Below are 24,336 nucleotides of genomic sequence, written 5' to 3'. Positions count from 1 at the left end.
GTATGAAAAAGTTGGGGATTATTATTTGCGGGCTGGTGTTGGTGATGGGGTGTCAGCGTAATGTGTACCGGTTCTCGGAAGGTAGCGTGTACGGTACAGTTTATCACGTGTCCTACCAAAGTGAAATAGATTACGCGGTGGAGATCCGGCAGGAGATGGAGCGTGTAAATCGGTCCTTGTCAATGTTTAACAAGAATTCGGTGATTGCCCGGTGGAACCGGGGTGAGAGTGAACAGGTAGATTCGCTTTTCGCTGTGATGTACGAGAAGGCTAGAGAGGTGAACGAGGTGACGGGTGGTGCCTTTGACGTGACAGTGGCCCCGTTGGTGAACGCTTGGGGATTCGGTTTTAAAAACGAGAAGTTGCCTTCGGACGAGAAGATCGATTCTCTGTTGCAATACGTGGGAATGGATAAGGTGCAGTTGGGAGGGGAGCGGTTGGTGAAACTGGTTGAGGGGGTACAGATGGATGCCAGTTCCATTGCCAAAGGGTTAGGAGTGGATCTCGTGGCCGAGTTTTTTGACCGGAAAGGAGTACAAAATTACATGATAGAGATTGGTGGTGAAATCCGCGTGAAAGGGGAAAGTAATAAACAGCGCCCTTGGCATATCGGTGTAGACAAGCCGATTGACGATGCGACGGCAGCAAACAGGGAGTTGCAGCTTGTGTTGGCTTTGCGGGAAGGGGCGCTGGCGACTTCCGGGAATTATCGTCGTTTTTACGTGGTGGATGGAAAAAAATATTCTCACACAATAAACCCTAGGACCGGTTATCCTGTCCAACAAGATATACTAGGTGCTTCCGTGTACGCTCCGACTTGTATGGAGGCTGATGCTTACGCGACAGCGTTTATGGTGTTAGGAACTGAAGAATCTAAAAAAATAGTGTTAGATAATCCTCATATCGAGGCTTGTTTTATTTATCAAAATAAACAGGGAGAACGTGAGGTTTGGATGTCTGATCGATTGAAAACGTTAGTGTTAGAGGAGTAATTTTATTGGAAAAGAAGCGTGTGATTATTCGTTGTATGATATGGATGCTGGCATGGGTATTACTCGTGGAAAGTCAAGCAAATGCAAGGCCTTTATCATTCGACGTGCGTGGGAATAACGAGTATGAATTTATAAAGCTACCTGATACACTGAAACAAAATGACGTGGTTTTCTTACCGGATAGTTTAATTCGGGATACACTCCAGTATGAGTTTTCCAGGATCAAGGAGGTCGCTTATCGGCGGAAATGGACGAAAGAGTTGTACAAGATGATCTTCGTGAATCCCCGAAAAATCAACATTGATATTGTTCAAACGGAAAATAGCGAGGATCGTTACAAGCCCTATCGGGGAAAGACGATCCGTGATATTCACGTGAAGGTTTTACCTCCTTTCGGAACGAGTGTTAACGACACGACGCCCTTACAGGACAGTTTACAATGGCTTTTAAGCGTGGCAAATTCCGTTCACCAGAAATCGGCCGAAAGGGTGATAAAAAAACAGTTGACCGTGAGGCCGGGGATGACAGTCGACCCTTTCGAGTTGGTACAGAATGAACAGTTACTGAAAGCAATGTCGAACGTGGACGATGCGCTGATTGGCATACAAGAGGTACAGAGTGACACGACTCAAGTTGATCTGATGATTATTTGTAAGGATGAATTTTCATGGACGGGGGAGGTGTGGAGTAACTTTTTGAATGCGGTTGACTTGGGACTGGAAACAAAAAATTTGTTTAAACTGGGGCATAGTTTACATTATCAAGCTAGTTTTCGGGGAAGTAAAGATAAAAAATGGGGAAACTTGATCGAGTATAAGGCTAGTAATCTTCTAGGGTCTCACATGGACTTCTACGGGATGTACGAGAATTCCTATAACCAGGATATTTTACGGGTGGAACTGGATAAAGAGTTCTTGACGTACAAGACGAAATGGGCCGGAGGTGCCGCATACAGTCGGGTATATTCCTCGAAAACATTGGTTGACCGGGACATCAACAAGCCCGTGGAATTGTTTAATTACCGGTTGTGGGACTTCTGGGGAGGAACTTCTTTTTATTTGCCGGAGAAGTATAGTTATAACCGAATATTTTACCTGACGGGACGTTACACGGGTACTAGTTTTGTCGATCGTCCGGAAGTGTCGAGTGATTCCAATCATTTCTATTACGACCGTGACCGGATCATGGGAGCTTTGACGTTTACCAAAATCAAGTATTTCAAGGCGAACTTGATCTATGATTTCGGGCGAACAGAGGATATTCCCTCGGGATTATCGGGGACGTTGCTTTTCGGGTATGAGAAGAGTGATTTCACGGAGTACGGGTACTTGGGAACAGAATGGCATTATTCCTGGTTTAATAAATACACGGAGAGGTACTATGCTTGGTATGCGGCTTTTGGCACTTTTCTAAATGGTTACACGGCCGAGAGTGGCGTGTTTAAGGTCGGTAGTCAGTATATCAGTCGTTTGTACGATCTGTCCCGGCACCGGTTACGTTTTTATAGTAACGTGGATTACGTGTTAGGAATCAAGAGGAATCCGGATGATAATATTTATTTCGAGGATGCTAACATCCGGGGATTTGATTCCGATACCACTCGGGGGACACAACGACTTTCCGCCTCCATGTCCGCAACGTTGTTCCTACCTTACATTAAAAGAGGATTTCGGGCATCGGTTACTGGGTTTGTGGATTGGGGAGTGTTGGCCCGGGATGAGAAGAATTTGTTGAATAGTCAATCGTACTGGGGAATCGGTTTTAGTCTGAATCTACGAAATGATAACTTGATTCTCAAGAATGTAAGTATTCGTTTTGCTTTTTATCCCAAAGGACCACCCGATATTCATAGTATAGAGGTGAACGTGTCGAGTCGTCGGAAAAGTGGATTTTATGATTACCGTGTTTATAAACCTGATGCGATTAAATACGAGTAGATCAAAGCTTTTGATATACATTTTTTAACTAGATTCGTTTTAAATAGCGATCGAAAATTGCTTGAAAATCCCTATCTTTGTGGCAAATTAATTTTGATGGGGATGAAGAAAGTTTTTTTATTTTCTATTTTCTTACTTTGTGGCTTATTTTTTTCTCAAATACTTCCTTCGGCGTTAGGAAGTGTGTATGGAACGTTGGCATCGATAAGTAAATGGCTGATGTTTATTTGTCTTGCTTTTATCATGATTAATGTAGGGAGGGAATTCGAACTGGATAAGGCAAAATGGCGTTCGTACACGACGGATTATTTTATTGCTATGGCGACGGCTGCCGTACCTTGGCTCTTGATAGCTTGTTATTATATCTTTTTTCTGGATACGGGATTGTCGTGGGAGAATAATTTGCTGATCAGCCGGTTTGCGGCTCCCACTTCAGCGGGAATTCTTTTTACGATGCTTGCTGCTGCCGGGCTGAAAAAGGAGTGGATCTACAAGAAAACGCAGGTGCTGGCTATATTTGATGACTTGGACACTATTTTATTGATGATCCCGTTGCAAATATTGATGATCGGTTTCAAGTGGCAATTGTTTGTTATTATTCTGGTGGTTTGTATCCTTTTGATTTTCGGATGGAAACGGTTGAGTTCGCTGAACCTGCCACAATCTTGGAGAGCTATTCTGCTTTATTCCGTGTGTATCGTGGCGACATTCGAGAGCGTGTACCTGATCTCGAAAGCTTTTATGGGACAGGATGGGGCAATTCATATTGAGGTACTGTTACCGGCATTTGTGCTGGGAATGGTGATGAAAACCGTGCATAATCATTCGAGAGAGGAAGAAAGAGCCTCTAGTTTTATCTCGTACCTGTTTATGTTTTTGGTTGGGTTGAGTACGCCTATCTTTATCGGTTTGGAGACCGGGGGAGACGGGATGCCCGGATGGGGGATGCTGATTTTCCATGTAATTGTGGTAACGATTCTTTCGAATCTTGGGAAGATGTTCCCGCTATTCTTCTATCGTGACCGGAAGATTCAAGAGCGTTTGGCCCTTTCGATCGGTATGTTCACGAGGGGGGAAGTAGGTGCAGGAATTATCGTGATAGCCATGGGGTACCAGTTAGGAGGTCCTGCGTTGATTATCTCCATTTTAAGTTTAGTATTTAATCTCGTTTTAACGGGTTTCTTCGTGGTCGCTGTGAAACGTATATCCCAGAGTGTGTACGGGGTGAAAGAATAAAGGGTTTATGATCTTCTGAATTTATTTACGAGTGCATAGATTCTCCACCAGAGGTAAGCGATGATTAACACGGATAGAGAATAGATAATCCAATCGTCCATTTTAAGGAATCGTTTGAACATGAGTGGAACAGCTTGGACGGTATTCCACGGGTTCAGCCCGTGCCAGGAGTAACGTATTTCAGCCGGGGCAGCAATCATTGATATAATACTGAAAGCGATAGCCAGTATGATAAGGGCAAGGAGCAGGGATGTCTTGTTTATTGTTTTCATGGTGAATTATTTTTTATCTTTCTTCTTGAATAGGTCCCCGATTTTCCGGAAGAAACCTTTTTTCTTGGGAGTATCGGTATCTTTTTCTGTATCTTGTTTCTTTACTTTTTCCAGTTTTTGGTTGGTCAATCTTTCCAACAGACTTATATTATCCTTGAACGTGGGGACTGCTAGTTCTTTTTGTGTATCCGAGGGTGGAACCGGGAAGGACAGACCGGACCAATAGGCGTAAGTGTTACTTTGCAGACATTCTTGCATGAACAACCCGAAGATTGGAAGTGCCATGTTGGCACCTTGTCCAAGTGCGGTAGAGTTGAAATGTACACGAGAATTATTGGCCCCGACTCTTACGCCCACGACGATACGAGGATTATAACCAATAAACCAGCCATCGGCTTGATTTTGGGTTGTCCCGGTTTTTCCGGCTAGGGGGATGTTCAACCCGTAGTTGTTGATCAGTCTTTTCCCTGTTCCTTCTTGAATAACGGCGGAAAGCATGGAGGACATGGTATGAGCCTGTTCTGCCGGAATCACCCGTTCTCTGCGTGGTGGTTCAGCCTCGTAAAGAATACGTCCGTCTCGGTCTTTTATAGAAAGCAGATAATAGGGTGTTGTCGATACGCCATTGTTTGCATAGCACAAGTAGGGGAGAATCATTTCCCGAAGAGGAATATTGGCAGCTCCTAGGGCAATGGAGGGAACTGCGGGCAGGTCACTTTGTATTCCTAGCCGATGAGCGTGTTCTATCGTGGCGTCGATTCCTGTTTGTAGGAGAACTTGGACGGCAATCGTGTTGATGGATTGACTTAGGGCTCCTTTCAGCGTGTAATAACCACCGTATTGATTGTTTGAATTTCGGGGCGTCCAGTTGTCGTATTCCGGATAACTTTTTTGTTCATTATTATAATAGGCATCGACACGGGCTCCATGTTCAATGGCAGCACTGTAAACGACCGGCTTGAACACGGAACCGACCTGGCGGGGGGCCAGCACTTGGTCATATTGGAAATACTTGAAATCAAGTCCCCCGATCCATACTTTTATTTTTCCGGATTGGGGTTCTACTGCTATCATACCGGGTTGAAGAATCTTTAGATAGTGTTTAATGGAATCAATGGAAGACATTTGCATTTCGGTTTCTCCCTGGTATGCACTATAAATAGTCATGGGCTTTTTCTCATTCATGGCGGCGAGGATGGCTTTCTCGGCAAGTCCTTGGCGTTTTAGATTTTTATATACCTCGCTTTCCCGAATGGCATTATCAAGGAGATTCTTCTCTTTGTCCCATGGTTCTTGTTTTCCCAGATGCGTGTAGAAAGCGTGTTGCAACGACTTCATGTGTTGTTGCATGGCTTTTTCCGCGTAACGTTGCATCTCCGCATCGATTGTGGTGACGAGTTTCAGCCCGTCTTTGTATAAATCGTAATTGGTGCTGTTTGCCTCGTTGAATTCGGCAATGAGCTTGACTGCATCTTGGCGGATTTGTTCACGTAAGTAGGGAGCTAGGCCGGAATAGTGGTTTAACGGTTTGAAACGGAGTCGTAACTTTTCTTTTTTCAATTCTTCTCCTTCTTCTTCGGTCAGATAATCGTACTTAACCATTTGGGCAATCACCGTGTTACGTCGTTGTAACGTGCGATCGGGATGTACCCGGGGATTGTAGTAAGAAGGTCCCTTCAAAAGTCCGATCAGTGTGGCTGCCTCCGGAACGGAGAGACGTGTTGCCGTCGTGGAAAAATACTTTTGGGCGGCACTTTCAATACCGAACGTGCCTTCGCCAAAAGATACTGTGTTTAAATATAGGGTGAGAATTTCGTCTTTCGTGTATAGTTTTTCAAGACGATGTGCCGTGATGATCTCTTTGATCTTGATCACCGGAATCATGAAACGGCTGCTATACTGGCGAGGATAGAGATTTTTGGCCAATTGCTGGCTGATCGTACTTCCCCCGCCCGAACTCTTATCGCCTAATAGTAATGTCTTGAACAATACCCTTAGCATACTGACTTTATCGAACCCGTGATGTTCGTAAAAGCGCACGTCTTCAGTGGCGATCAAGGCGTTTATGGCATTGCGGGATATACTGCCGAACATGACGTTTGTACGGTTTTCCACGTAATATTTTCCGAGTAACTCTCCATCTTCACTATACAGGGAAGATGCCTCGTTGTTACGAATTTCCCTTAGGTCCCGGTAATCCGGAATTTTCCCCCACATCCCGTAGTACACGCAACATACGAATAACCCAACGAGAACGGCGCCTAGTAAGGCACTCAATAGTATTGTCTTGAAAACACGGGCAAAGATACTTTGTTTTTTCTTCGTGGCTTTTTTTCGTGTTGTGGTCTTTTTCTTGTTCATATTATTGATTCCGGAAATGCCTGCGAATGTACGAAATTGCAATGTAATTTTCAAGAATAGAGATAAGGTCTTATAACTACTTTCGTTTGTTTATATCCAATATTGTCGAATTTAGAACGAATTGGATGGTATATTTAATTTATTTTATATATTTGTAACTGCAAGGTGATAATTACATTCATAATGTAAAAAGAGTAAGTAAATTATTTCGATAAATGAATAAAACCATGACAAAAGAAGAGTATGTAGCTTCTATAAGAGAGCTGGAAGAAATTATAGCCAAATATCGGGAGCAGGAAAAGCAACTGAAAGAGCAGTATATTGACGAGAACAAGCAATTTGAGGTGAATGAGAAGGTGAAAATTACAACTCCCGCTTTTCGGCGGGCTATCCCGGACGAGAATGGTCGAAGATACATGGACGAGGAATGTAAATACGGATTTGTAGAAGACTATGAGGTTGATAACCATGGAAATATTAAGTATGTTTTGGCCAGAATGAATGCAACGGGTAAGAAATCGCAACATCGTACCTATTACACAGATCTGGACGTGCTTGAAAAGGTGAAAGAGTAATTATGGGGGAAGCAAATTAACATGAATAACTTTAGCATGAAGTTTCTAAAATACTGGAATTCACAATAATGCAAAAATGATGTTATTCCAAACATAAAATTAGAAAATATTCTGACTTTTCTATTTTAAAGTTTGGATTAAAGTATACCTTTGTGGCTGAGTTCATAAAAATGAAACAATTAATACATCAAAAGGAATAAAATAAAGTTATTGTCATGCTGAATATTGCATTGTTTGGCCCTCCAGGAGCCGGAAAAGGTACTCAGGCGAAAAAGATCGTTGAAAAATACAATCTAGCGCATCTGTCAACAGGGGAGATGATTCGTAAAGAGATTGCCGAAGGTTCGGATTTTGGTAAAATGGCTGCCGGGATTATTAATAAAGGCGAGTTATTATCTGACGAGTTTGTGGTTGCGTTAATCGAAAACAGCATTGAACATCACAAGAACGTGGATGGTTTCCTGTTTGACGGGTTTCCCAGAACGGTGAGACAAGCTGAAATTCTTGATGAGATGCTGGCTAAGACGGGACACCCGTTAAGTGCATTGGTGAGTATCGATGTGCCTCACGACGAGTTAATGCGCCGGATGCTGGAACGTGCTAAAATCGAGGGACGTGCCGATGATAACGAGGAAGTGATTGAAAATCGTTTCCGCGAGTACCGGGCAAAGACGTTACCTGTTGCCGATCACTATAAGATTCAGAAAAAGCATTTTTCTGTGAATGGTCATGGTTCGGTAGACGACGTGTTCGAGTCCATAACAAAGATTCTCGAAGAGGTACGGTAAAACGGATCAAGAAGAAGAGATTGAAAGGATGTTTGCGAGAACATCCTTTTTATTTTAAACTCTAAACTTTTTTAAACTTTCTTCGAGTAGCGCCATTGTAAAATTAGGAATAGTAGTCCGGGAACAAAAATGATGACGGCTGTTGCTTGTAATGCGATAGAGAGGGAATACAGGTCATGCAGCCAGCCCACTAACGGGGCCATGGCCGCAAACATAAGCCGGATAACGAAGTTACGGATAGAAAGTACGGTTGCCCGCATTTCGGAGAAAGTAATTTGGTTTATATACCCTTTTAATATAGGAGTGGCGAATCCTCTCACAATGTAGAAAAAGAACAGGCATATCAAACCAACGTAAGATATGTTGAAGGCTACCGCGATATATCCACCCACGATAAAGAATAGTATAAAAGCGTACATTCGCAGACTTCCCAGGCGTTGATCCAGTTTATCGGAATAGAGAGCAGAAATGCCGACGGTGAGATTCAGTATTGTCCAGATGATCCCGAACCAAGAAGTGGGGGTATCCAGTTCTATCAACAGGGGTTGAACGAACCAGGCCATGGTTAGCGTGGCGGCACCGATCACGCCGGAAAACATGATGTTATAGCACAGTTCCTTGTTCGTGAAAAGGGAGTATTGTATGATTTTCATGATATTGGCAAACGAATTCTTAATTCTGGTTTTGGCCGCGTGTTCGGTCAGGGCAATGGCAGCCGGAATTCCGATAAAAGCGATACCGCTCTGCACGTAGAAAGGGAATCGGAGGGAATAAACTGCTAGCAGCCCGCTGAAAATCCCGGCGAATGCTTCCGAGAAATTCCCTACCATGGTAACCCGTCCCTCGTATTTTAAATAGGCGTCTTCCTTTTTATAATATAGCATCGTATCATAAAGTAGGGCAGAGTCGGCACCGGACACTAGGCTCTGTCCGAATCCGAGCAAAATTTCCGAGAGGAAAAATGCCGTGAAAGTGTCGGAAATTGAATAGTTGGTGAATCCCAAGAAACAGAATATGCAACCAGCAATCAAGCAATTCCTTCGTCCCCATACGTCGGCTAGGTAGCCTGTTGGTATTTCCAAGGACACCATGGCGATGGAATAGACGCTCTTCAGAATAAATATATCTGCCAGATCCAGGCCACATTCCTTGTAAAACAGCACGATGATAGGCATCACTAGGGTAAACCATTTGGAAACCTTGATCAAGTAAAGTGCTATTATATTTTTTTTAAACGACACGTGATTTCTGTTTTTCTATTCGAAAGACAAAAGTAATTTAAAATTAAGAATAAACGAAGTGATTAGAATCTAAAATCAAAAAGCTCCTTTTTGTTTCAGTTTTCATCAAAAAGCGTTATTTTTGTTTCCAAATTTAAAACATAAATCACTAATCAAGTAAAAAATAAGTTTGCCATGGCAATACAGAAAATTGATGACATCTACGAATTACTGAAGGGAAATACCCAAAAAAAGCGTTTGGTTGTAGCTTACGCTAACGACAGTCACTCTATCGAGGCTGTGAATAAAGCCGTTGAAATGGGTATTGTTGAAGCCACCTTATGTGGTGATGAAAATGAGATTAGGAAAGTGTGTGCCGAGCATGGTTTTGATATTTCCCGATTCAAGATTGTAAATGAACCGGTGGACACGAAAGCGGCTGCTAAAGCTGTTCAAATGGTACGTGATAAGGAAGCTGACTTCATCATGAAAGGATTGGTAAGTACTGATAAATATATGCGCGCCATCTTGAACAAGGATTGCGGTTTGTTGCCCCCGAAGGCCACGTTGTCTCACGTTGTTGTGATGGAGTGTCCGAATTACCACAAATTGTTGGTGTTCAGTGATGCTGCTATTATTCCGGCTCCGGATTTCAGCCAGAAAATGGCAATCGTGAAGTATGTAACCCAGATTGCTAACGCTCTTGGTGTTCAGCGCCCGAAAGTTGCCATGATTTCAGCCACGGAACAAGTACTTCCGAAAGTAGAGTCTACCACGGATGCTGCTATTCTTGCCAAAATGGGAGAGAGAGGTCAGTTAGGTAATATTGACATCGACGGACCGTTAGCTCTTGACGTGGCTATTGATAAGGAGGCTGCCGAGATTAAGAAAATCAAGTCTCCGGTTGCTGGAGATGCGGACTGTTTGGTATTCCCGAGCATCGAGGCCGGTAACGTGTTCTATAAAACAAACACGAAGTTGGCAAACGCTCGCCAAGGGGCTATCTTGGTAGGTGCCACCGCCCCGAGTGTGTTGTCTTCCAGAGGTGACAGCGTGGATGCAAAATTGAATTCTATTGCATTGGCGGCTCTTTTTGCAAAGTAAGATAAGTTAGATATAAGTGAAAAGCCGAAGTTGTTGTATTAACACTTCGGCTTTTCTGAATTATTTAAACAACTAAGAACACAGGCTTATTCATTTTCTTCCGTGATGACGATTTTAATAATCTCGTCTCCTTGGCGGATGGCATCAATCACTTCCAATCCCTCGTAAACTTGGCCGAAACACGTGTGGCGTCTATCCAAATGAGCTGTGTTTCTGCGGTTGTGACAAATAAAGAATTGAGATCCCCCGGTATCCCGTCCGGCGTGAGCCATGGATAGGACTCCCCGATCATGATACTGGTTATCCCCGTTTAACTCACATTTGATGGTGTAACCCGGTCCTCCGGTTCCGTCGCCTCTAGGGCAACCGCCTTGGATCACGAAATCCGGGATGACCCGATGAAACGTTAATCCGTCATAAAAGCCTTCTCTGGCTAGTTTTACAAAATTGGCAACGGTATTCGGCGCGTCTTTTTCGAAGAAAAGAACCTTCATAACACCTTTTTCTGTGTGTATTTCTGCTCTGTACATTACGAAATTGGTTTTGAATTATTGCAAACAAATGTAGGGTATAATCCTAATGAATGCAAGTTGTCCAAGTTTATTTAACGCATTTTCTGTTATTTGCATATAGTTAAAAAAAGAGGTGTTTTCGGGAATTTAACAACCTGAAAGATCAAAAATATCAGTATGTATTTAAAAACTTCGTCGTATATTTGCGTACGATTAAAAATAGAGAGTATGACGTGTTGTAATAGCAGACGAAAACCGGAATGGTTGAAGATTAAATTACCGAAAGGACAGAGTTCCACGGAGGTTTTAAATATAGTCAGAAAACATAATCTACATACGATATGTACCAGTGGTATGTGTCCCAATCAAGGCGAATGCTGGGGAAACAGAACTGCAACGTTTATGATCGGCGGGGATGTATGTACCCGTTCGTGTAAGTTTTGTAACGTGAAAACGGGGCGTCCGGCTCCATTGGACCCGGCAGAACCGGAAAATATAGCTAACTCCGTGAAGTTGCTCGGTTTAAAACATGCCGTGATCACTTCCGTGGACCGGGATGATCTGGCTGATTTGGGAGCTGCTCACTGGGTGAAAGTGATCGAGGCGATGAAACGAGAGAATCCCGAAACGACAATGGAAGTGCTGATTCCGGATTTTCAGGGAAGACAAGAACTCGTGCAACAGGTGATTGATGCTCGTCCGGAAGTGATTTCTCATAACCTGGAGACGGTGAGAGAATTATCGGATGGCGTACGTAGCCGGGCAAAATATGATATTTCTTTACAAGTGATTCGTCAGGTTTCGGAATCGGGTATCGTTTCTAAATCCGGTATAATGTTGGGATTAGGGGAGACTCGTGAACAAATTCTTCAGACGATGGATGATTTGCTGGCAGTCGGATGTAAAGTAATGACTATCGGTCAGTACTTGCAACCGTCCGAGGCGAATCTCGAAGTAAAAGAGTACGTGACACCGGAGACCTTCAAGGAATACGAGCGTATCGGGTTGGAAAAAGGGTTCCGTTACGTGGAGAGCGGTCCGTTGGTTCGCTCTAGTTACCACGCGGAAAAGCATGTGAGATAAGTTATGAAACGTACACGATTAATTGATCTAGGAGTGGCAAGCTATATGCCCGTGTGGCAACAACAGGAAGAGTTGCACAAGGGGATTATTGCTGCGAAGTTAAAGGGTGAGGACACGGAGAATTGTATGATTTTCGTGGAACATAATCACGTGTACACGTTAGGGAAGAGCGGGAACGAGGCGAACATGCTGATTAGTGCCATTCAGTTGCAGGCGGCTCATGCTGAATTCGTGAAGGTAAATCGGGGTGGGGATATTACATATCATGGTCCCGGACAATTGGTCGTGTACCCGATTATTGATATGGCTAATTTTGGCGTGGGGGTGAAGGAGTACGTGGATTTGTTAGAAGAGGTGGTTATTCGTACCGTGGGAGAGTTCGGGATTACCGGGGAACGGTTGGAAGGAGCCACGGGGGTATGGTTGGATGCACACACTTCTAGGGCACGCAAGATATGTGCGATCGGGATTAAATGTTCCCGTTACGTGACGATGCACGGTTTTGCGTTGAACGTGAATACGGATTTGAATTATTTCAATTATATCAACCCCTGCGGATTCGTGGATAAGGGGGTGACTTCTATCTCGAAAGAGGTGGGGGCAGAGGTTCCCGTGGCGGAAGTGAAAGCGGTCGTGAAGAAGTATTTCGAGGAACTCTTCGGGATGGATTTTTACACGTTTTAATACAATTTGGCGGGAAATGTCATACACTTCCCGCCGTGTATCTATTCTTGTTTATTTTAATTTTGTAGCCGGAGTTAACGAGAGATTGGGGCGAGTTAAGCGGGAAATAGGGGCCGAGAATAGAATGACAGACAGATCCCCTACGTTGCAAACCCGTTTGGGAAGTGGCTATGCTGTGGGGGAGGGGCAAATGGATTTTAATGTAATGTGCTTATTTCTCCCGTTATTCTTTTTTGACACGTGATACTCTGTTGAATGTATGTAAGTTAGAAATAACTTGAATGTTAAGGAGCATTTTATACCTGCTTTTTATTTGAAGTTTGTCGATAATTTCATTATATTCGTAGTATGAATTAACAAATAAACAAAAATTGACAGAGCGGAATGAAGAATAATATTGAGGTCGAAATATGTACTTTTTCTTTGGAATCATGCTTGAATGCCCAGTTGGCAGGGGCATCCCGGGTGGAACTGTGTTCCGGGATGTATGACGGGGGAACAACCCCGTCTGCGGCTATGATTCGCATGGCCCGGGAAAAGTTATCTATACAACTTTACGTGATGATTCGCCCGAGGGGAGGTGATTTTCTTTATTCCGATTTAGAGTTCGAGGTGATGAAGGAGGACATTCGGTTTGCCAAAGAGTGCCGGGCGGATGGTGTCGTGTTGGGTATCTTGAATGCAGACGGTTCGGTTGACGTACAACGTACGCGGGAGCTGGTCGAATTGGCGGCTCCTTTAAAGGTAACGTTTCATAGGGCGATAGATATGACTCGAAACATGGAAGAGGCTTTGGAGGGGATCATTCAGGCCGGATGTTACCGGGTTTTAACATCGGGAGGACGCAACACTGTAAGCGAGGGAATGGAGCAAATTAAAGCCTTGGTGGAGCAGGCGAAAGGGCGTGTGCAAATTATGGCCGGAAGTGGTGTAAATGCCGCGAATGCCAACACGTTAATAGAATTAGGGGTGGATGCTATTCACTTGAGCGGGAAAAGTAGTCGGGACAGTGAAATGGAATTCCGTAACCCGAACGTGTTCATGGGCGGGGTTTCGGGACTACCGGAATACGAGCAATATTACAGTGATGTTGAGAAAATAAAAGCAGTTTTAGACAACGTGAAATTTAGAATATAAAATTCAGAGAGTGCCGTTCATTCTATGTTTTACATTCTAGATTCTAAATTCAATATATGCGAACATTTGTAGAGAAGATATTAAATGCCGAACGTGGGAGTATCGTGGTCCGTGAACCGGATTATGTGATGAGTCATGATAATTCGGCACGGGTTAGGTTTTTGTTTGAACGAATTCATGGTACCCGAGTATACAATCCTTCCCAGTTGGTGATCGTGCTGGATGGAAAGGTGTCGGGGTTAGTCAACGAATTATCCTTGGAATATAATTCGATACGGGATTTCGTGGAAGAGCAGGGAATAGAGCATTTTTATGACTGTGACCGTGGAATCAGCCACCAGATTATCTCAGAATTGGTACGTCCGGGTATGTTGGTTGCGGGGAGCGATTCTCATACAGCCACGGCGGGAGCGTTCAACACGTTAGCTGTGGGAATTAATAAAACAGAGACGGCCGTGTTATGGAAAACGGGCAAAATGTGGTTTCAGGTGCCTGAAACGATGAAGATCGTATTGAAAAATCGTTTGTCAGAAGGAGTGTTTGCTAAAGATTTAGCTTTATGGATAAAGGGAATATTGAGCGAGTTGGACGTGAACGGGCAGGCAATTGAGTATCACGGGGAAGGGGTTTCCTCTTTGTCCATTGATGATCGAATGACAATAGCCAATATTTCCACGGAAATGGGAGTGGTCAGTTCTGCTTTTCCTCCGGATGACCGGTTGGCAGACTATTTTAACGAGCCGGCAGTACGGGGTGTTTGGGCGGACGAGGAGGCTGTTTATTCTCGGTTTATAGAGATTGATCTGGCCAACGTCTTTCCGATGGTATATGACACGAGAAACAATGTTCTTCAGGGAGTGGAGGAACTTGTCGGGTTGAAAATACAGCAAGGACTTATCGGTGCTTGTGCTTCAGGACGGTTGGAGGATTTACGGTTAGTTTCCATGATCTTGGAAGGAAAGCGTATTGCCAACGGGTTCCAATTGTTCGTGGTTCCGGCTTCTAGGAGTATATATTTACAGGCTGTTGAAGAGGGTATTATTGATAAGATTGCACAGTCCGGAGCCATCGTTCTTGGCTCCAGTTGTGGGCCTTGCTTGGGAGTGGGACACGTGGCGTCTGCCGGAAATAGCCGTTTTATCTCTACTGCCAATAGTCGGTATATCGGAAGTTCGAATCATTCCGGTGTTGAGAAATATATTGCCTCTCCGGCAACCGTGGCTATGACTGCGTTGCGAGGAGAACTGACATCAATAATACACTTCGAGGGCGCACGGTATAAATATAAAGCTCCCCGGATAGAACCAGTCGTATTGGAAGGGTACGATTATCGTAAGAGTAACGGGGTGTGGAATTACGGGGATATAGATAATATCTCAAGTAACCAGATATTTGCGGAAAAATTGATGTATCGCTTGACCCTTGAACAGGTGGAGGAGATTAAACCTTACTTGTTTGGAGGATTGGATCCGAATTTCGCTTGCGATGTGAAACCAGGAGATATCATTATCGCCGGGGAGAACTTCGGGTGTGGTCAACTGGTGAAACATGCAGCGACGGGATTGGTAGCAGTGGGGGTAAAACTGGTGATTGTAAAATCTGTGAACTGGGATTTTTACCGTATGGCTATTAATCACGGGTTACGGATTCTTGTTGATTGGGCCGTGGTGGATGCTTACACATCAGGGGAACAACTGACAATAGATGATGAAAATCATTTATTATATTTGAACAAGAGAGCGTATAAGCTCCCTTATGTTGATGCGGAGTTTCAAGAAATCCTCGAAAAAGGAGGATTAGTAAATACCTTTTCTTAAATAAGAAAAGGTTATTGATATTCATGTGTGTGTTGTTTTTTTCTGTTCCGGGGTGCCGGAACGGGGAAGAGGGCAATCCTTTCGAGGGTTGCCCTTATTCATTTTTGGGCGTAAAGCCTAAAACAGCGGGATATGGTAAATTAACCCGATGGATAAAGTTGATGTAGAGTAGTTCTCGGCTCCTAGTGTTTTGGCCTTATCCGTGAATCGATAAGAACGTCCGATGTACGATGCGAAGAAGTGGAGGTTTTCCGTGGTTGGATAGTATTCGATACCACCGAAATACCCGTAAGCCGTCCGGTATTTGCCTTTCTCCAGTTGATTGGTATGCTTGTAAACAGAGGCATTTTCGTACATTCCTTTCACGAAAATATTCCATTTGGGCTGGAAACGATAGTTTAATTTGGTGACCCAGGATTCATAACGGGCATTTTTGATGCAATCGGCATCTCCTTGAAGGCGGTAGAGGGTTGAAATAATACCCCGGTTATCCAGTTCTTCATCGGAAAGGTAGAAATCGAGGTATATGTTGAATTTTCCCAGATCTAATTCGTTACCGATGGCATAAAAATGATTGTTATATCCTTTTGCCAGACTGAGCAAGGAATATGACCAACGGGTTCTAAATTTGTCGCTGAAGAAATTACCGTTCCAGTTGGCCGTGTAAGCGAGGGGCGCACGACTTTCTTCCACGTCTTCCGGGAGTTGCCCGTAAATATCATCCATGGAAGCCGTCCGGCTGTTCACGACTTGCAAGGCTATTTCTTGGGTAGGGGTGACTTGATAAGAGAACGTGATTCCGGTCATGAAATCGAAGAGCATATAATCGATCATGTCGCTGTATTGGTAGATTTCAATCGGATCCAGATCATACTCGAAACCTCCGTATGCTGCTGCCTGTTTCCCGATGGAGGTGACGAACTGATCAGTCAGGCGTACGGAGATCATGGCATAATCGATAGAGGAGGGAAGGTTATCCAGTGCGTGGGGCGTGTTACTGCTGTTCAGGCGTTGACGCCAACGGTAAGAAAGCCAGTCATTGATGTCCCCCCGGGCTTCTAATCGAAGCTGGTTCATTTTGAAAGCTGCTTGCTCGAATGTCCCGTCTGTAAATGCACCGTTGAATGTGGCTTGCATGTGCAGTTTCAGATTAAAAATATTATTCTTTTTTTCGATGTTCGACACTCTTTCAAAAAGAGAGCGTCCGTTTGTCGTGTCATTTAGATGGGATAACAGGCCCTGGGCTGACAAGCCCTGTAATGATAGTGCTAATAGCGTGATTAGTAATAGTTTTTTTCTTTTCATTGTTATCGGATTAAAAAAAACTAAAAGCTGGAGATCGTTCGAAAACAGCCTTCCAGCTTTTAGTGGTTACTTACTGATTGTATCTTATTTCAAGGTACCTTCTTCTGCTTGTTTGATCATGTTCGCACTTGCCGTGATATATACTTCGACACGACGGTTTTTAGCACGTCCTTCTGCTGTACTATTGTCGGCTACCGGTTGATCGAATGCTAGGCCTTCCGTGGTGATTCTGTTGCGGGCAATCCCGTTTCCAACGAGGAAGTTTGCAACAGCCTCCGCACGTTCTTTGGATATTCTTTCATTTACGGCACGGGTTCCGGTGTTATCCGTGTGGCCGTAGATCGTGATGTCTGTTTCCGGAGAGTTCTTTAACGACGTGGCAAATTTCGTCAAAGCATCTCTGGAAGATGAACTTAATTGGCTAGAGTTCGTGGCGAACAATATACCGTTATCAAAAGTCACTTTAATGGCTTGTAGGTCATTAGCATCTGTAACAGTTTCAACCTGAGCCCCTTCAATGGCTTCTAACTCTTTTTTCTGTTTATCCATCTTTCTACCGATCAAAGCTCCGGTTCCTGCTCCAACGGCTCCACCCACGGCTGCCCCGATGGCAGCTCCCTTACCTTTACCAACCAAGGCTCCGATGCCGGCTCCAAGTGCGGCTCCACCACCGGCCCCGATAGCAGCGCCTTTGCCCGTGTTACTCATGGATGCACATCCTGAAAAAATAATGCTTCCGCTTAATACTAAAATAGTGAGTAGATTAGTTTTTTTCATAGTAATAGTTTTGTTTCTAAATTTAGATTGTAAATCTTTGCTCTAATATGCTACAAAAATAACACTCGTTAAAACAATTTCAAAATAAAATGAGATAAATCAAAAGAGGGAATATATTTGAATATTCCCTCTCGTAATTGTATCATTTCTTGTTTGTTAGAACATCGGTAATTGGTATATAAACCCGACTTCCAATCTTTGCGTGTTGTATCCTTTTTGAGCGGCACGATCAGTAAATTTGTAAGAACGTCCCACGAAAGTACAGAAGAAATGCAGGTTGCTGTCTTCTAACGGGTAGTATTCGATACCGGCCAAGTAACCGTAAGAAGTACGATAGTTTCCTTTTTCGATGTCACCACGTGTTTTTGACACAGAGGCCGTTTCATACATTCCCTTCACGAAAGCATTCCATTTCGGTTGGAAACGGTAGTTTACTTTTGTCACCACGGATAGGTATTCTGCATCAAGTGCATTGTGACCGTCAAGAAGAGCGGCATCTTTGTTTTCTAGCATACCGGTAATGATACCTTTTCGGTCAATTTGTTCGTCAGAATACATGAAGTCTACAAACATATTTACTTTTTTAGAGAACGTGAAATCGTTACCTAAAGCATAATAATACATTTGTTTATCTTTTGTTTCGGACATCACGGATGCTGACCAACGAGTTTTATAGATTCCATCGAACAAGTTACCATTCCAGTTTAACGTGTACAAGAGTGGGGCACGGCTTTTTTCAAATCCGGGACCGTATGTTTCATCCTGAGAACCGTTACGGCTATCCAAAATTTGGAATTGGAGTTGATGGTTGTCACAAATCTGGTAAGCGATGTTCAAACCGGTCATGAAGTTACTCATGTTCTCGATCATATCGCTATATTCGTAGATTTCGATCGGATTCAAGTCAAATTCGATACCACCATACGCGGCGCATTGTTTTCCGGCAAAGAATGAAAACTGGTCATTTAATTTTACCCCAATACCTGCGATGTCAATGGAAGTAGGCATATTGTCGATATTGTTACCACCGTTGTTCCCACGGTTCAGACGTTGTCTCCAGCGATAGGACAACCAAGGGGTGATGTTACCTTTTGCTTCAATACGGAATTGACGCATCTTGAATGCAGCCTCGCTTAGTCCGCTTTGGTCATAGTTGAAACTGGCATCAAAAGAACCTTGCATGTTTAAATAGAAGTTGAACCAGTCCATTTTTTTCTCTATTTGGGTTACTCGTTCGAAAAGAGTCTTTTCGTTCGTGGCATTTTGTGCGAAAGCACCAGCTGCGCAACCCATAACAAGTATTAATAAAGCTAATTTTTTCATGTTCTGTGTTTTGATAAAAATATAATTTCCTAATTTCTAGTTATTATAACTAGAATTACAAATAGAATAAAGCACCGAGTCCTTTAAAACAGGACTTGGTGCTTTTATGAATTAATATTCGTTGAAATATTGTTGGATCTGTTTCCAATCGTTAGTCTTAGTCAAAGCTAACATCAAAAGGATTCTTGATTTTTGCGGGTTCAATTCTTGAGAAGCGATGAATTTGTATTGATTGTCATCTACTTCAGCGTCAAGCGTGGTCGGTCCTGTCGGCACACGAGTTGAACGTACGATAAGAATTCCTTTGTTACGTGCGTTGATTAATTCCGGGAACACGTTTTTGTGGATGTTTCCGTTACCTAATCCGGCGTGGATAATTCCCTTGTAACCGCTATTAGCCATCATTTTAACAACGTCACCTTCCATGTTTGAATAGCTGTACACGATGCCCACTTTCGGAAGAGAGTTCAGGTTCGTTACATCAAATATGGATTGACTGGTGTGTTTTTTTAACGGAGATTGATTGTAGAATACTTTGCCGTTGTAAACATAGCCAAGGGCTCCTGAATTCGGTGCTTGGAATGTTTGAACATCAATCGTATTCATTTTTAAAACACTGTGAGCTCCGAGAATAATACCATTCATGGAAACTAAAACTCCTTTACCCATGGATTCTTTTGCTCCTGCAACAACCACGGCATTGTATAAGTTTAACGGGCCGTCAGCGCTAAGAGCGGTAGAGGGACGCATGGCACCTACAAGTACAACCGGTTTGTTACTTTTCACGACAAGATTCAAGAAATAGGCGGTTTCTTCCATCGTGTCGGTTCCGTGGGTGATCACGATTCCGTCAATGTCTTTTCTTGCCAATAATTTGTTGATTGTTTTGGCAAGTGTCAACCACACGTCATCCGTCATATCCTGTGAACCGATTTTAACGATTTGTTCTCCGGTTACATTGGCTATTTTCTGAATTTCGGGTACAGCCGATAAAAGTGTACCGATGGCAACCTGTCCGGCTGTGTAATTGGTTCCGGTTGAAGAAGCTCCGGTTCCGGCGATCGTACCTCCTGTTGCCAGAATATGGATGTTAGGCAACTTTTGTGCGAACGTGGTCGCAACAGAGAATAGCACTAGGGCTACCAGCAAACTTAAATTCTTAAACATTTTCATAACCTGTAATTTAAAATTTACTTATAATTAGAGTATTTAAAAAATCTGTATAAAGAGCAGTCCAAGTCCAACGGCCACGATGGTCGCGACAAGTCCGGGCATCATGAACGAGTGGTTCAGCACGTATTTGCCGATTCGTGTTGTACCCGTTCGGTCGAAGTTAATGGCGGCTACCACGGTGGGGTAGTTCGGGATAAAGAAATACCCGTTGACGGCCGGGAACATGGCGATCAGCATGTAAGGCGATATTCCCAAGGCTATGCCGAGAGGCATGAGCGCCCGGACGGTAGCGGCTTGGCTGTACAACAGAATAGACATCACGAACAGGGCTATACCGAACAACCAGGGCATTTGTCTAACGACTTCTTCGATAGAAGATTTTAATTCTGCCATGTTGCCTTGCAAGAAAGTATCTCCCATCCAAGCGATTCCGAAGATGGCTACTACCGCTTGCATTCCGGCCCCGAAGACGGAACCTTGTGCGGCTTTTAACCCGTCTGTACGAGTTATTAATAATATGATAGCTGCCGCGGATAACATTAATATTTCAATGATAGATGGCATATCTAATAATACTTGTTCGCCATTGATCATGAATGAAGGACGCATGGTATCAAACGAACCGAATAGCACGATGAATACCGTGGCGATAATGAAAACAAAAACAGACAGACTTGCTCTTCTCTGGTTGGCAACGTCTTTCAGTTCGTATTTCTTGTCATTGAACACGCCTTCTTTCAAACGTTTTTGATATTCCGGGTCATCAACGAGTTCTTTCCCGACTTTCATGGAGAAGAAGGCACCGACGAGTACACCGATTAGCGTGGCGGGAATCGTGATCTTCAAAATGTCAAACAAACTAATGTCAAAACCGGCTAGTAAGCCCAGTAATGCTACCGTGGCAGCAGAAATTGGACTGGCGGTAATGGCTTGTTGGGAAGCGATCACGGCAATTCCTAGGGGACGTTCCGGGCGAATTTTGGTTTCCGTGGCAACTTCAGCGATTACCGGAAGTACGGAATAGGCAACGTGGCCGGTACCGGCGATAAACGTGAATGCGTAAGTTACTAACGGGCTTAGAATTGTGACGTGTGCCGGATTCTTTCTTAATAAGCGTTCGGCCACCTTGACCATAAGGTCCAATCCTCCGGCAGCCTGCATACATGCTGCCGCAGATATAACCGCCACGATCATAAGCATAACATCAATAGGCGGGGCCGTGGGTTGCAGTCCGAACACGAATGTCAGAATTCCCAATCCAATACCTCCCATGACACCCAGTCCGATACCACCTAGACGCGCTCCGATGATGATTGCTGTTAAAACGAAAGCTAGTTGTAAAATCATCTCATCTATTTATTTAAAGTTTTATTTTTCAATCATTATCAAGTCTTACACGATATATCCTACGGTAATCACGAAATGAATGTTTCACTTTTCGCAAAATAAATGAAACTTGTTGTTATTAATTTAAAATCTGTATAAATGCGGATAACCGTTCATCTCCTCTTTATTTAAACTTTTATATGTAATACAAAATTTAAGCCAAAAGTGTTACTTTTGCTCTAAAATTTAACATTTATGCAAGATTTATACCTGTTTAATCCGGATAATGAAATTTCAATAGCCAATGGAACAAATGGTTACACGCCAAAGGCGAATATTTCCATTATGGCCGATGATCTGGCGTTTTTATCTGCATATTTGGCCGGAAAAGGGGATTATGTGTTGGTGACGAAGATGCCGGACTTCGACTTTATGAAAAGTCGAGAAGAAGTTTTTGGTCTGGATTGTAAACCGGTGATCTGGGAAAAAGCTCAATTACTTTCTTTTAACGAGATAAAGCCTTGGGGATGGAGTCCCCGGGTTCACAATTTATTGAAAGAGTTGAAAAGTCGTTGTAACGAGCAGTTCAGGGAGAGTGTCATGTCAACGTGGAGTGATAAACGGAGGGATTTATATAGCAGGCGAATGGCTGCCACTTGTTTGGCTGAGATGGTACGGGCTATTCCCTGTATAGGGGAGGATATTATTCCTCGTGAATGTAACACGTTGGCAGGAATCAGGTCGTTGTCGGAAAAGGAAGATATCGTGGTGAAAGCTCCTTGGTCCTCTTCCGGTAAAGGAATTCTTTTTATCCCGAAAGGACAGATGACGTGTAAAGAAGAGGAAGTTTTATCCGGTGTCTTGCGTAAACAAGGGTACGTGATGGTGGAAAAAAGATTGAATCGGGTGCTGGATTTTGCCATGGAGTTTGAAATGGACCGTTTATTTCACCTGAATTTTCTGGGGTATTCTGTTTTTCAAACAAGTCGGCGGGGAGAATACGAGGGGAATAGGGTGGCATCGAATTCTTGTTTGGAAGGGATGATTGCAAAATATACGGGAACGGGGTTCCTACATGAAATCCGTGAACAGTTGGAAAAGGTGGTGACGGCGGTGTTTCACGGGAAATACGTGGGATACTTGGGGGTGGATATGATGATATACGAGGACGAGTCGGGAGAATTTGGTGTGCAACCTTGTGTCGAGATAAATCTGCGTTATAACATGGGAATCGTTTCAATCGCTTTGCAGCGTTATTTACAAGAGAGTGTTGAGGGTGTTTTTAATATTCACTTTTCTCCCAAGCCGGGAGAAATCATGCAATCGGTAGAGAAGAATAGAGATATGTATCCCTTGCTGATGGAGGCGGGACAAATCGTGTCCGGATATATAAATTTAACACCGGTATCTCGTGAATCACGCTTTGTGGCCGAATTGTATATAGGTAATAAATAAAAAGTTTGTAAACTTTATGAACTTTTATAGGGAAAATAAAGAAAATTTTATTCTCTTTGTTGTTGATAAAAAGGGTCAGGCACTAAATTTATAGATAAGCATATGCATACGAAAATGAAAGGTGAAGGTATCAAGGGGCTTTTTATTGAGCAAATTGTTCCGGTCATGGAAAGGCATGGCTATCATTTCATGAAGGCTAAGAATGTATTTGTTTATGAAGATCGTGAATGGAAGAACGAGTGTATTCTTCGATTCACGAATTGGGAGAATGATCAGTTGTCTTTGCGCACGGAGTACTTTGTAACTTGTAAGAAAGTCAGCCAATTATATAAGGAGGCTATATCGGAAAAGGATTGTATGCCTATTTGTGGCGTGTTGGATGTCGGGTGGGCTTACAAGTATTTGGGAATACCTTTGGATGATAAGCCTTGGTTTCAGATGAAAATAGCAAAACTTCATTCACTTGTGCAGAAATGGATCGTGGAATTCGAGAGCGTGGGACTTTCTTTTTTCAAGGAAATGAACGATTATGAGAAGGTTGAGAAAGCCTTGGATATTTTTAATGTTTCCGGTTGGGCTCCTTTGGCCGTGTGGACCGGGGAACGTATTTTGCATGGAATCTGTTTATATTATTTGAATACATACGACAAGCGGGGAACGCTGGGGTTGTTCGATTTGTACCGGGGGAAAATCAATGAAATGGAATATTCCCCGATCCGGGAACAGTTTGAGCGTTTAGAACGATATATGAAATGTTTGCCCGACAGGCAGCCAATACCCAGAAGAAATGAAGATAAGGAAAGCCAATCTAAATGATGTTAATCTATTGATTGCTCTCCGGTTGGATTTTTTCCGGATGAACGGGGCGAATCTTACGGTGGAGGAACAAATAGCTATCGTTGCACAGATGCGGAAGTATTTCCAAAAGCATATCCCTTTGGGTGATTTTATCGCCTGTTTGGCCGAGGAAAATGGGCAGGTGGCGAGTGCTGCATACGTGGTTATCGAGGAGAGACCGGCAAATGGTTCCTTTATAACGGGGATTGTAGGGAATTTAATAAACGTGCTGACTTATCCCGAGTATCGTCATGCCGGGCTTGCGACTCGGGTGATTGGGGCGTTGATCGAGGAATGTCGTCAATTAGGAGTTTCCGCGATAGATTTGAACGCGACTGAAATGGGACGCGGGGTGTACGAACGATTGGGATTTAAGGTGATGCGTGATGTTGCGATGAGATTGAAGTTGTGAGTTGAACTTG

Annotated in this window: 22 protein-coding genes; 13 read left to right on the top strand and 9 right to left on the bottom strand. The window is 43.5% G+C overall.

The window, feature by feature from the left end:
• The first annotated feature begins 2 nt into the window (after nt 1–2).
• From I2I33_RS14060 to I2I33_RS14050, 3 genes are all read left to right on the top strand, one after another.
• Nucleotides 3–992: an FAD:protein FMN transferase gene (locus I2I33_RS14060; protein ID WP_229128306.1), complete on the top strand. Its 990-nt coding sequence runs from the start codon at nt 3–5 to the stop codon at nt 990–992.
• A gap of 5 nt (nt 993–997) precedes the next feature.
• A complete protein-coding gene (locus tag I2I33_RS14055; RefSeq protein WP_229128305.1) occupies nt 998–2,929 on the top strand; it encodes a hypothetical protein in 1,932 nt (643 codons plus the stop codon).
• Nucleotides 2,930–3,031: 102 nt separating this feature from the next.
• Nucleotides 3,032–4,165, top strand: coding sequence for a cation:proton antiporter (locus tag I2I33_RS14050; RefSeq protein ID WP_087420648.1), 1,134 nt, complete (start codon nt 3,032–3,034; stop codon nt 4,163–4,165).
• 5 nt (nt 4,166–4,170) lie between these two features.
• Here the strand turns inward: I2I33_RS14050 and I2I33_RS14045 are convergent, their stop codons facing one another.
• Nucleotides 4,171–4,437: a hypothetical protein gene (locus tag I2I33_RS14045; protein WP_087420326.1), complete on the bottom strand. Its 267-nt coding sequence runs from the start codon at nt 4,435–4,437 to the stop codon at nt 4,171–4,173.
• Nucleotides 4,438–4,443: 6 nt separating this feature from the next.
• On the bottom strand, nt 4,444–6,798 hold the full coding sequence (locus I2I33_RS14040) for a transglycosylase domain-containing protein (RefSeq protein WP_087420647.1): 2,355 nt from the start codon (nt 6,796–6,798) through the stop codon (nt 4,444–4,446).
• 227 nt (nt 6,799–7,025) lie between these two features.
• Here I2I33_RS14040 and I2I33_RS14035 point away from each other — a divergent pair, with 227 nt between their 5' ends.
• Nucleotides 7,026–7,373, top strand: coding sequence for a hypothetical protein (locus I2I33_RS14035; RefSeq protein WP_140402560.1), 348 nt, complete (start codon nt 7,026–7,028; stop codon nt 7,371–7,373).
• Between the two features lie 215 nt (nt 7,374–7,588).
• Nucleotides 7,589–8,161 (top strand): adenylate kinase, encoded by a 573-nt coding sequence (locus I2I33_RS14030; RefSeq protein WP_087420324.1) that lies wholly within the window; start codon nt 7,589–7,591, stop codon nt 8,159–8,161.
• A 71-nt stretch (nt 8,162–8,232) separates the two neighbouring features.
• Here the strand turns inward: I2I33_RS14030 and I2I33_RS14025 are convergent, their stop codons facing one another.
• Nucleotides 8,233–9,336, bottom strand: a complete 1,104-nt coding sequence (locus I2I33_RS14025; RefSeq protein ID WP_087420646.1) for an MFS transporter — start codon at nt 9,334–9,336, stop codon at nt 8,233–8,235.
• Between the two features lie 240 nt (nt 9,337–9,576).
• Between I2I33_RS14025 and I2I33_RS14020 the strand changes: the two genes are divergently transcribed.
• Nucleotides 9,577–10,485 (top strand): bifunctional enoyl-CoA hydratase/phosphate acetyltransferase, encoded by a 909-nt coding sequence (locus tag I2I33_RS14020; protein WP_087420323.1) that lies wholly within the window; start codon nt 9,577–9,579, stop codon nt 10,483–10,485.
• An 86-nt stretch (nt 10,486–10,571) separates the two neighbouring features.
• On the opposite strand, the gene I2I33_RS14015 is transcribed toward I2I33_RS14020, so the two are convergent.
• Nucleotides 10,572–11,015: a peptidylprolyl isomerase gene (locus I2I33_RS14015; protein WP_027200235.1), complete on the bottom strand. Its 444-nt coding sequence runs from the start codon at nt 11,013–11,015 to the stop codon at nt 10,572–10,574.
• A gap of 210 nt (nt 11,016–11,225) precedes the next feature.
• Between I2I33_RS14015 and lipA the strand changes: the two genes are divergently transcribed.
• The 4 genes from lipA (at nt 11,226) to I2I33_RS13995 (ending at nt 15,718) form a co-directional block, all read left to right on the top strand.
• Nucleotides 11,226–12,080, top strand: a complete 855-nt coding sequence (gene lipA, locus I2I33_RS14010; protein ID WP_087420322.1) for a lipoyl synthase — start codon at nt 11,226–11,228, stop codon at nt 12,078–12,080.
• Between the two features lie 3 nt (nt 12,081–12,083).
• On the top strand, nt 12,084–12,764 hold the full coding sequence (gene lipB / locus I2I33_RS14005; RefSeq protein WP_087420321.1) for a lipoyl(octanoyl) transferase LipB: 681 nt from the start codon (nt 12,084–12,086) through the stop codon (nt 12,762–12,764).
• A gap of 384 nt (nt 12,765–13,148) precedes the next feature.
• Entirely contained in the window at nt 13,149–13,901 is a 753-nt protein-coding gene (locus I2I33_RS14000) for a copper homeostasis protein CutC (protein WP_189021490.1), read from the top strand.
• A gap of 56 nt (nt 13,902–13,957) precedes the next feature.
• Complete coding sequence (locus I2I33_RS13995; RefSeq protein ID WP_087420319.1) at nt 13,958–15,718, top strand: aconitase family protein; 1,761 nt, start codon at nt 13,958–13,960, stop codon at nt 15,716–15,718.
• A 117-nt stretch (nt 15,719–15,835) separates the two neighbouring features.
• Here the strand turns inward: I2I33_RS13995 and I2I33_RS13990 are convergent, their stop codons facing one another.
• From I2I33_RS13990 to I2I33_RS13970, 5 genes are all read right to left on the bottom strand, one after another.
• A complete protein-coding gene (locus I2I33_RS13990) occupies nt 15,836–17,023 on the bottom strand; it encodes a porin (protein WP_087420318.1) in 1,188 nt (395 codons plus the stop codon).
• Between the two features lie 84 nt (nt 17,024–17,107).
• Entirely contained in the window at nt 17,108–17,800 is a 693-nt protein-coding gene (locus tag I2I33_RS13985; RefSeq protein ID WP_087420317.1) for an OmpA family protein, read from the bottom strand.
• Between the two features lie 156 nt (nt 17,801–17,956).
• Nucleotides 17,957–19,123, bottom strand: coding sequence for a porin (locus I2I33_RS13980; RefSeq protein ID WP_087420316.1), 1,167 nt, complete (start codon nt 19,121–19,123; stop codon nt 17,957–17,959).
• A gap of 111 nt (nt 19,124–19,234) precedes the next feature.
• A complete protein-coding gene (gene ansB, locus I2I33_RS13975) occupies nt 19,235–20,296 on the bottom strand; it encodes an L-asparaginase 2 (RefSeq protein ID WP_087420315.1) in 1,062 nt (353 codons plus the stop codon).
• A 36-nt stretch (nt 20,297–20,332) separates the two neighbouring features.
• Nucleotides 20,333–21,643, bottom strand: coding sequence for an anaerobic C4-dicarboxylate transporter family protein (locus tag I2I33_RS13970; protein WP_087420314.1), 1,311 nt, complete (start codon nt 21,641–21,643; stop codon nt 20,333–20,335).
• A 234-nt stretch (nt 21,644–21,877) separates the two neighbouring features.
• Here I2I33_RS13970 and I2I33_RS13965 point away from each other — a divergent pair, with 234 nt between their 5' ends.
• The 3 genes from I2I33_RS13965 to I2I33_RS13955 all read left to right on the top strand — a co-directional run bounded on the left by I2I33_RS13965 (nt 21,878) and on the right by I2I33_RS13955 (nt 24,326).
• On the top strand, nt 21,878–23,077 hold the full coding sequence (locus I2I33_RS13965; protein ID WP_087420313.1) for a hypothetical protein: 1,200 nt from the start codon (nt 21,878–21,880) through the stop codon (nt 23,075–23,077).
• 102 nt (nt 23,078–23,179) lie between these two features.
• Nucleotides 23,180–23,893, top strand: coding sequence for a hypothetical protein (locus tag I2I33_RS13960; protein ID WP_087420312.1), 714 nt, complete (start codon nt 23,180–23,182; stop codon nt 23,891–23,893).
• The gene (locus I2I33_RS13955) at nt 23,865–24,326 is read left to right on the top strand and encodes a GNAT family N-acetyltransferase (RefSeq protein ID WP_087420311.1); all 462 of its coding nucleotides are present in this window, start codon (nt 23,865–23,867) and stop codon (nt 24,324–24,326) included. The genes I2I33_RS13960 and I2I33_RS13955 overlap by 29 nt, the downstream gene beginning before the upstream one ends.
• Nucleotides 24,327–24,336 lie beyond the last annotated feature (10 nt).

This window comes from Butyricimonas sp. BSD2780061689_150309_C8 (genome assembly GCF_015560935.1).
In the GTDB taxonomy this organism is placed as follows: domain Bacteria; phylum Bacteroidota; class Bacteroidia; order Bacteroidales; family Marinifilaceae; genus Butyricimonas; species Butyricimonas paravirosa.
The sequence above is the reverse complement of the archived record's forward strand: the minus strand, read 5'-3'. Positions and strand labels throughout refer to the sequence as shown.

Excerpts from the sequence above, each read along its gene's own strand:
- I2I33_RS14060 (WP_229128306.1), top strand. The coding sequence starts at position 3 with ATGAAAAAGTTGGGGATTATTATTTGCGGGCTGGTGTTGGTGATGGGG.
- I2I33_RS14050 (WP_087420648.1), top strand. The coding sequence starts at position 3,032 with ATGAAGAAAGTTTTTTTATTTTCTATTTTCTTACTTTGTGGCTTATTT.
- I2I33_RS14045 (WP_087420326.1), bottom strand. The coding sequence starts at position 4,437 with ATGAAAACAATAAACAAGACATCCCTGCTCCTTGCCCTTATCATACTG.
- I2I33_RS14040 (WP_087420647.1), bottom strand. The coding sequence starts at position 6,798 with ATGAACAAGAAAAAGACCACAACACGAAAAAAAGCCACGAAGAAAAAA.
- I2I33_RS14035 (WP_140402560.1), top strand. The coding sequence starts at position 7,026 with ATGACAAAAGAAGAGTATGTAGCTTCTATAAGAGAGCTGGAAGAAATT.
- I2I33_RS14030 (WP_087420324.1), top strand. The coding sequence starts at position 7,589 with ATGCTGAATATTGCATTGTTTGGCCCTCCAGGAGCCGGAAAAGGTACT.
- I2I33_RS14025 (WP_087420646.1), bottom strand. The coding sequence starts at position 9,336 with ATGCCTATCATCGTGCTGTTTTACAAGGAATGTGGCCTGGATCTGGCA.
- I2I33_RS14020 (WP_087420323.1), top strand. The coding sequence starts at position 9,577 with ATGGCAATACAGAAAATTGATGACATCTACGAATTACTGAAGGGAAAT.
- I2I33_RS14015 (WP_027200235.1), bottom strand. The coding sequence starts at position 11,015 with ATGTACAGAGCAGAAATACACACAGAAAAAGGTGTTATGAAGGTTCTT.
- lipA (WP_087420322.1), top strand. The coding sequence starts at position 11,226 with ATGACGTGTTGTAATAGCAGACGAAAACCGGAATGGTTGAAGATTAAA.
- lipB (WP_087420321.1), top strand. The coding sequence starts at position 12,084 with ATGAAACGTACACGATTAATTGATCTAGGAGTGGCAAGCTATATGCCC.
- I2I33_RS14000 (WP_189021490.1), top strand. The coding sequence starts at position 13,149 with ATGAAGAATAATATTGAGGTCGAAATATGTACTTTTTCTTTGGAATCA.
- I2I33_RS13995 (WP_087420319.1), top strand. The coding sequence starts at position 13,958 with ATGCGAACATTTGTAGAGAAGATATTAAATGCCGAACGTGGGAGTATC.
- I2I33_RS13990 (WP_087420318.1), bottom strand. The coding sequence starts at position 17,023 with ATGAAAAGAAAAAAACTATTACTAATCACGCTATTAGCACTATCATTA.
- I2I33_RS13985 (WP_087420317.1), bottom strand. The coding sequence starts at position 17,800 with ATGAAAAAAACTAATCTACTCACTATTTTAGTATTAAGCGGAAGCATT.
- I2I33_RS13980 (WP_087420316.1), bottom strand. The coding sequence starts at position 19,123 with ATGAAAAAATTAGCTTTATTAATACTTGTTATGGGTTGCGCAGCTGGT.
- ansB (WP_087420315.1), bottom strand. The coding sequence starts at position 20,296 with ATGAAAATGTTTAAGAATTTAAGTTTGCTGGTAGCCCTAGTGCTATTC.
- I2I33_RS13970 (WP_087420314.1), bottom strand. The coding sequence starts at position 21,643 with ATGATTTTACAACTAGCTTTCGTTTTAACAGCAATCATCATCGGAGCG.
- I2I33_RS13965 (WP_087420313.1), top strand. The coding sequence starts at position 21,878 with ATGCAAGATTTATACCTGTTTAATCCGGATAATGAAATTTCAATAGCC.
- I2I33_RS13960 (WP_087420312.1), top strand. The coding sequence starts at position 23,180 with ATGCATACGAAAATGAAAGGTGAAGGTATCAAGGGGCTTTTTATTGAG.
- I2I33_RS13955 (WP_087420311.1), top strand. The coding sequence starts at position 23,865 with ATGAAGATAAGGAAAGCCAATCTAAATGATGTTAATCTATTGATTGCT.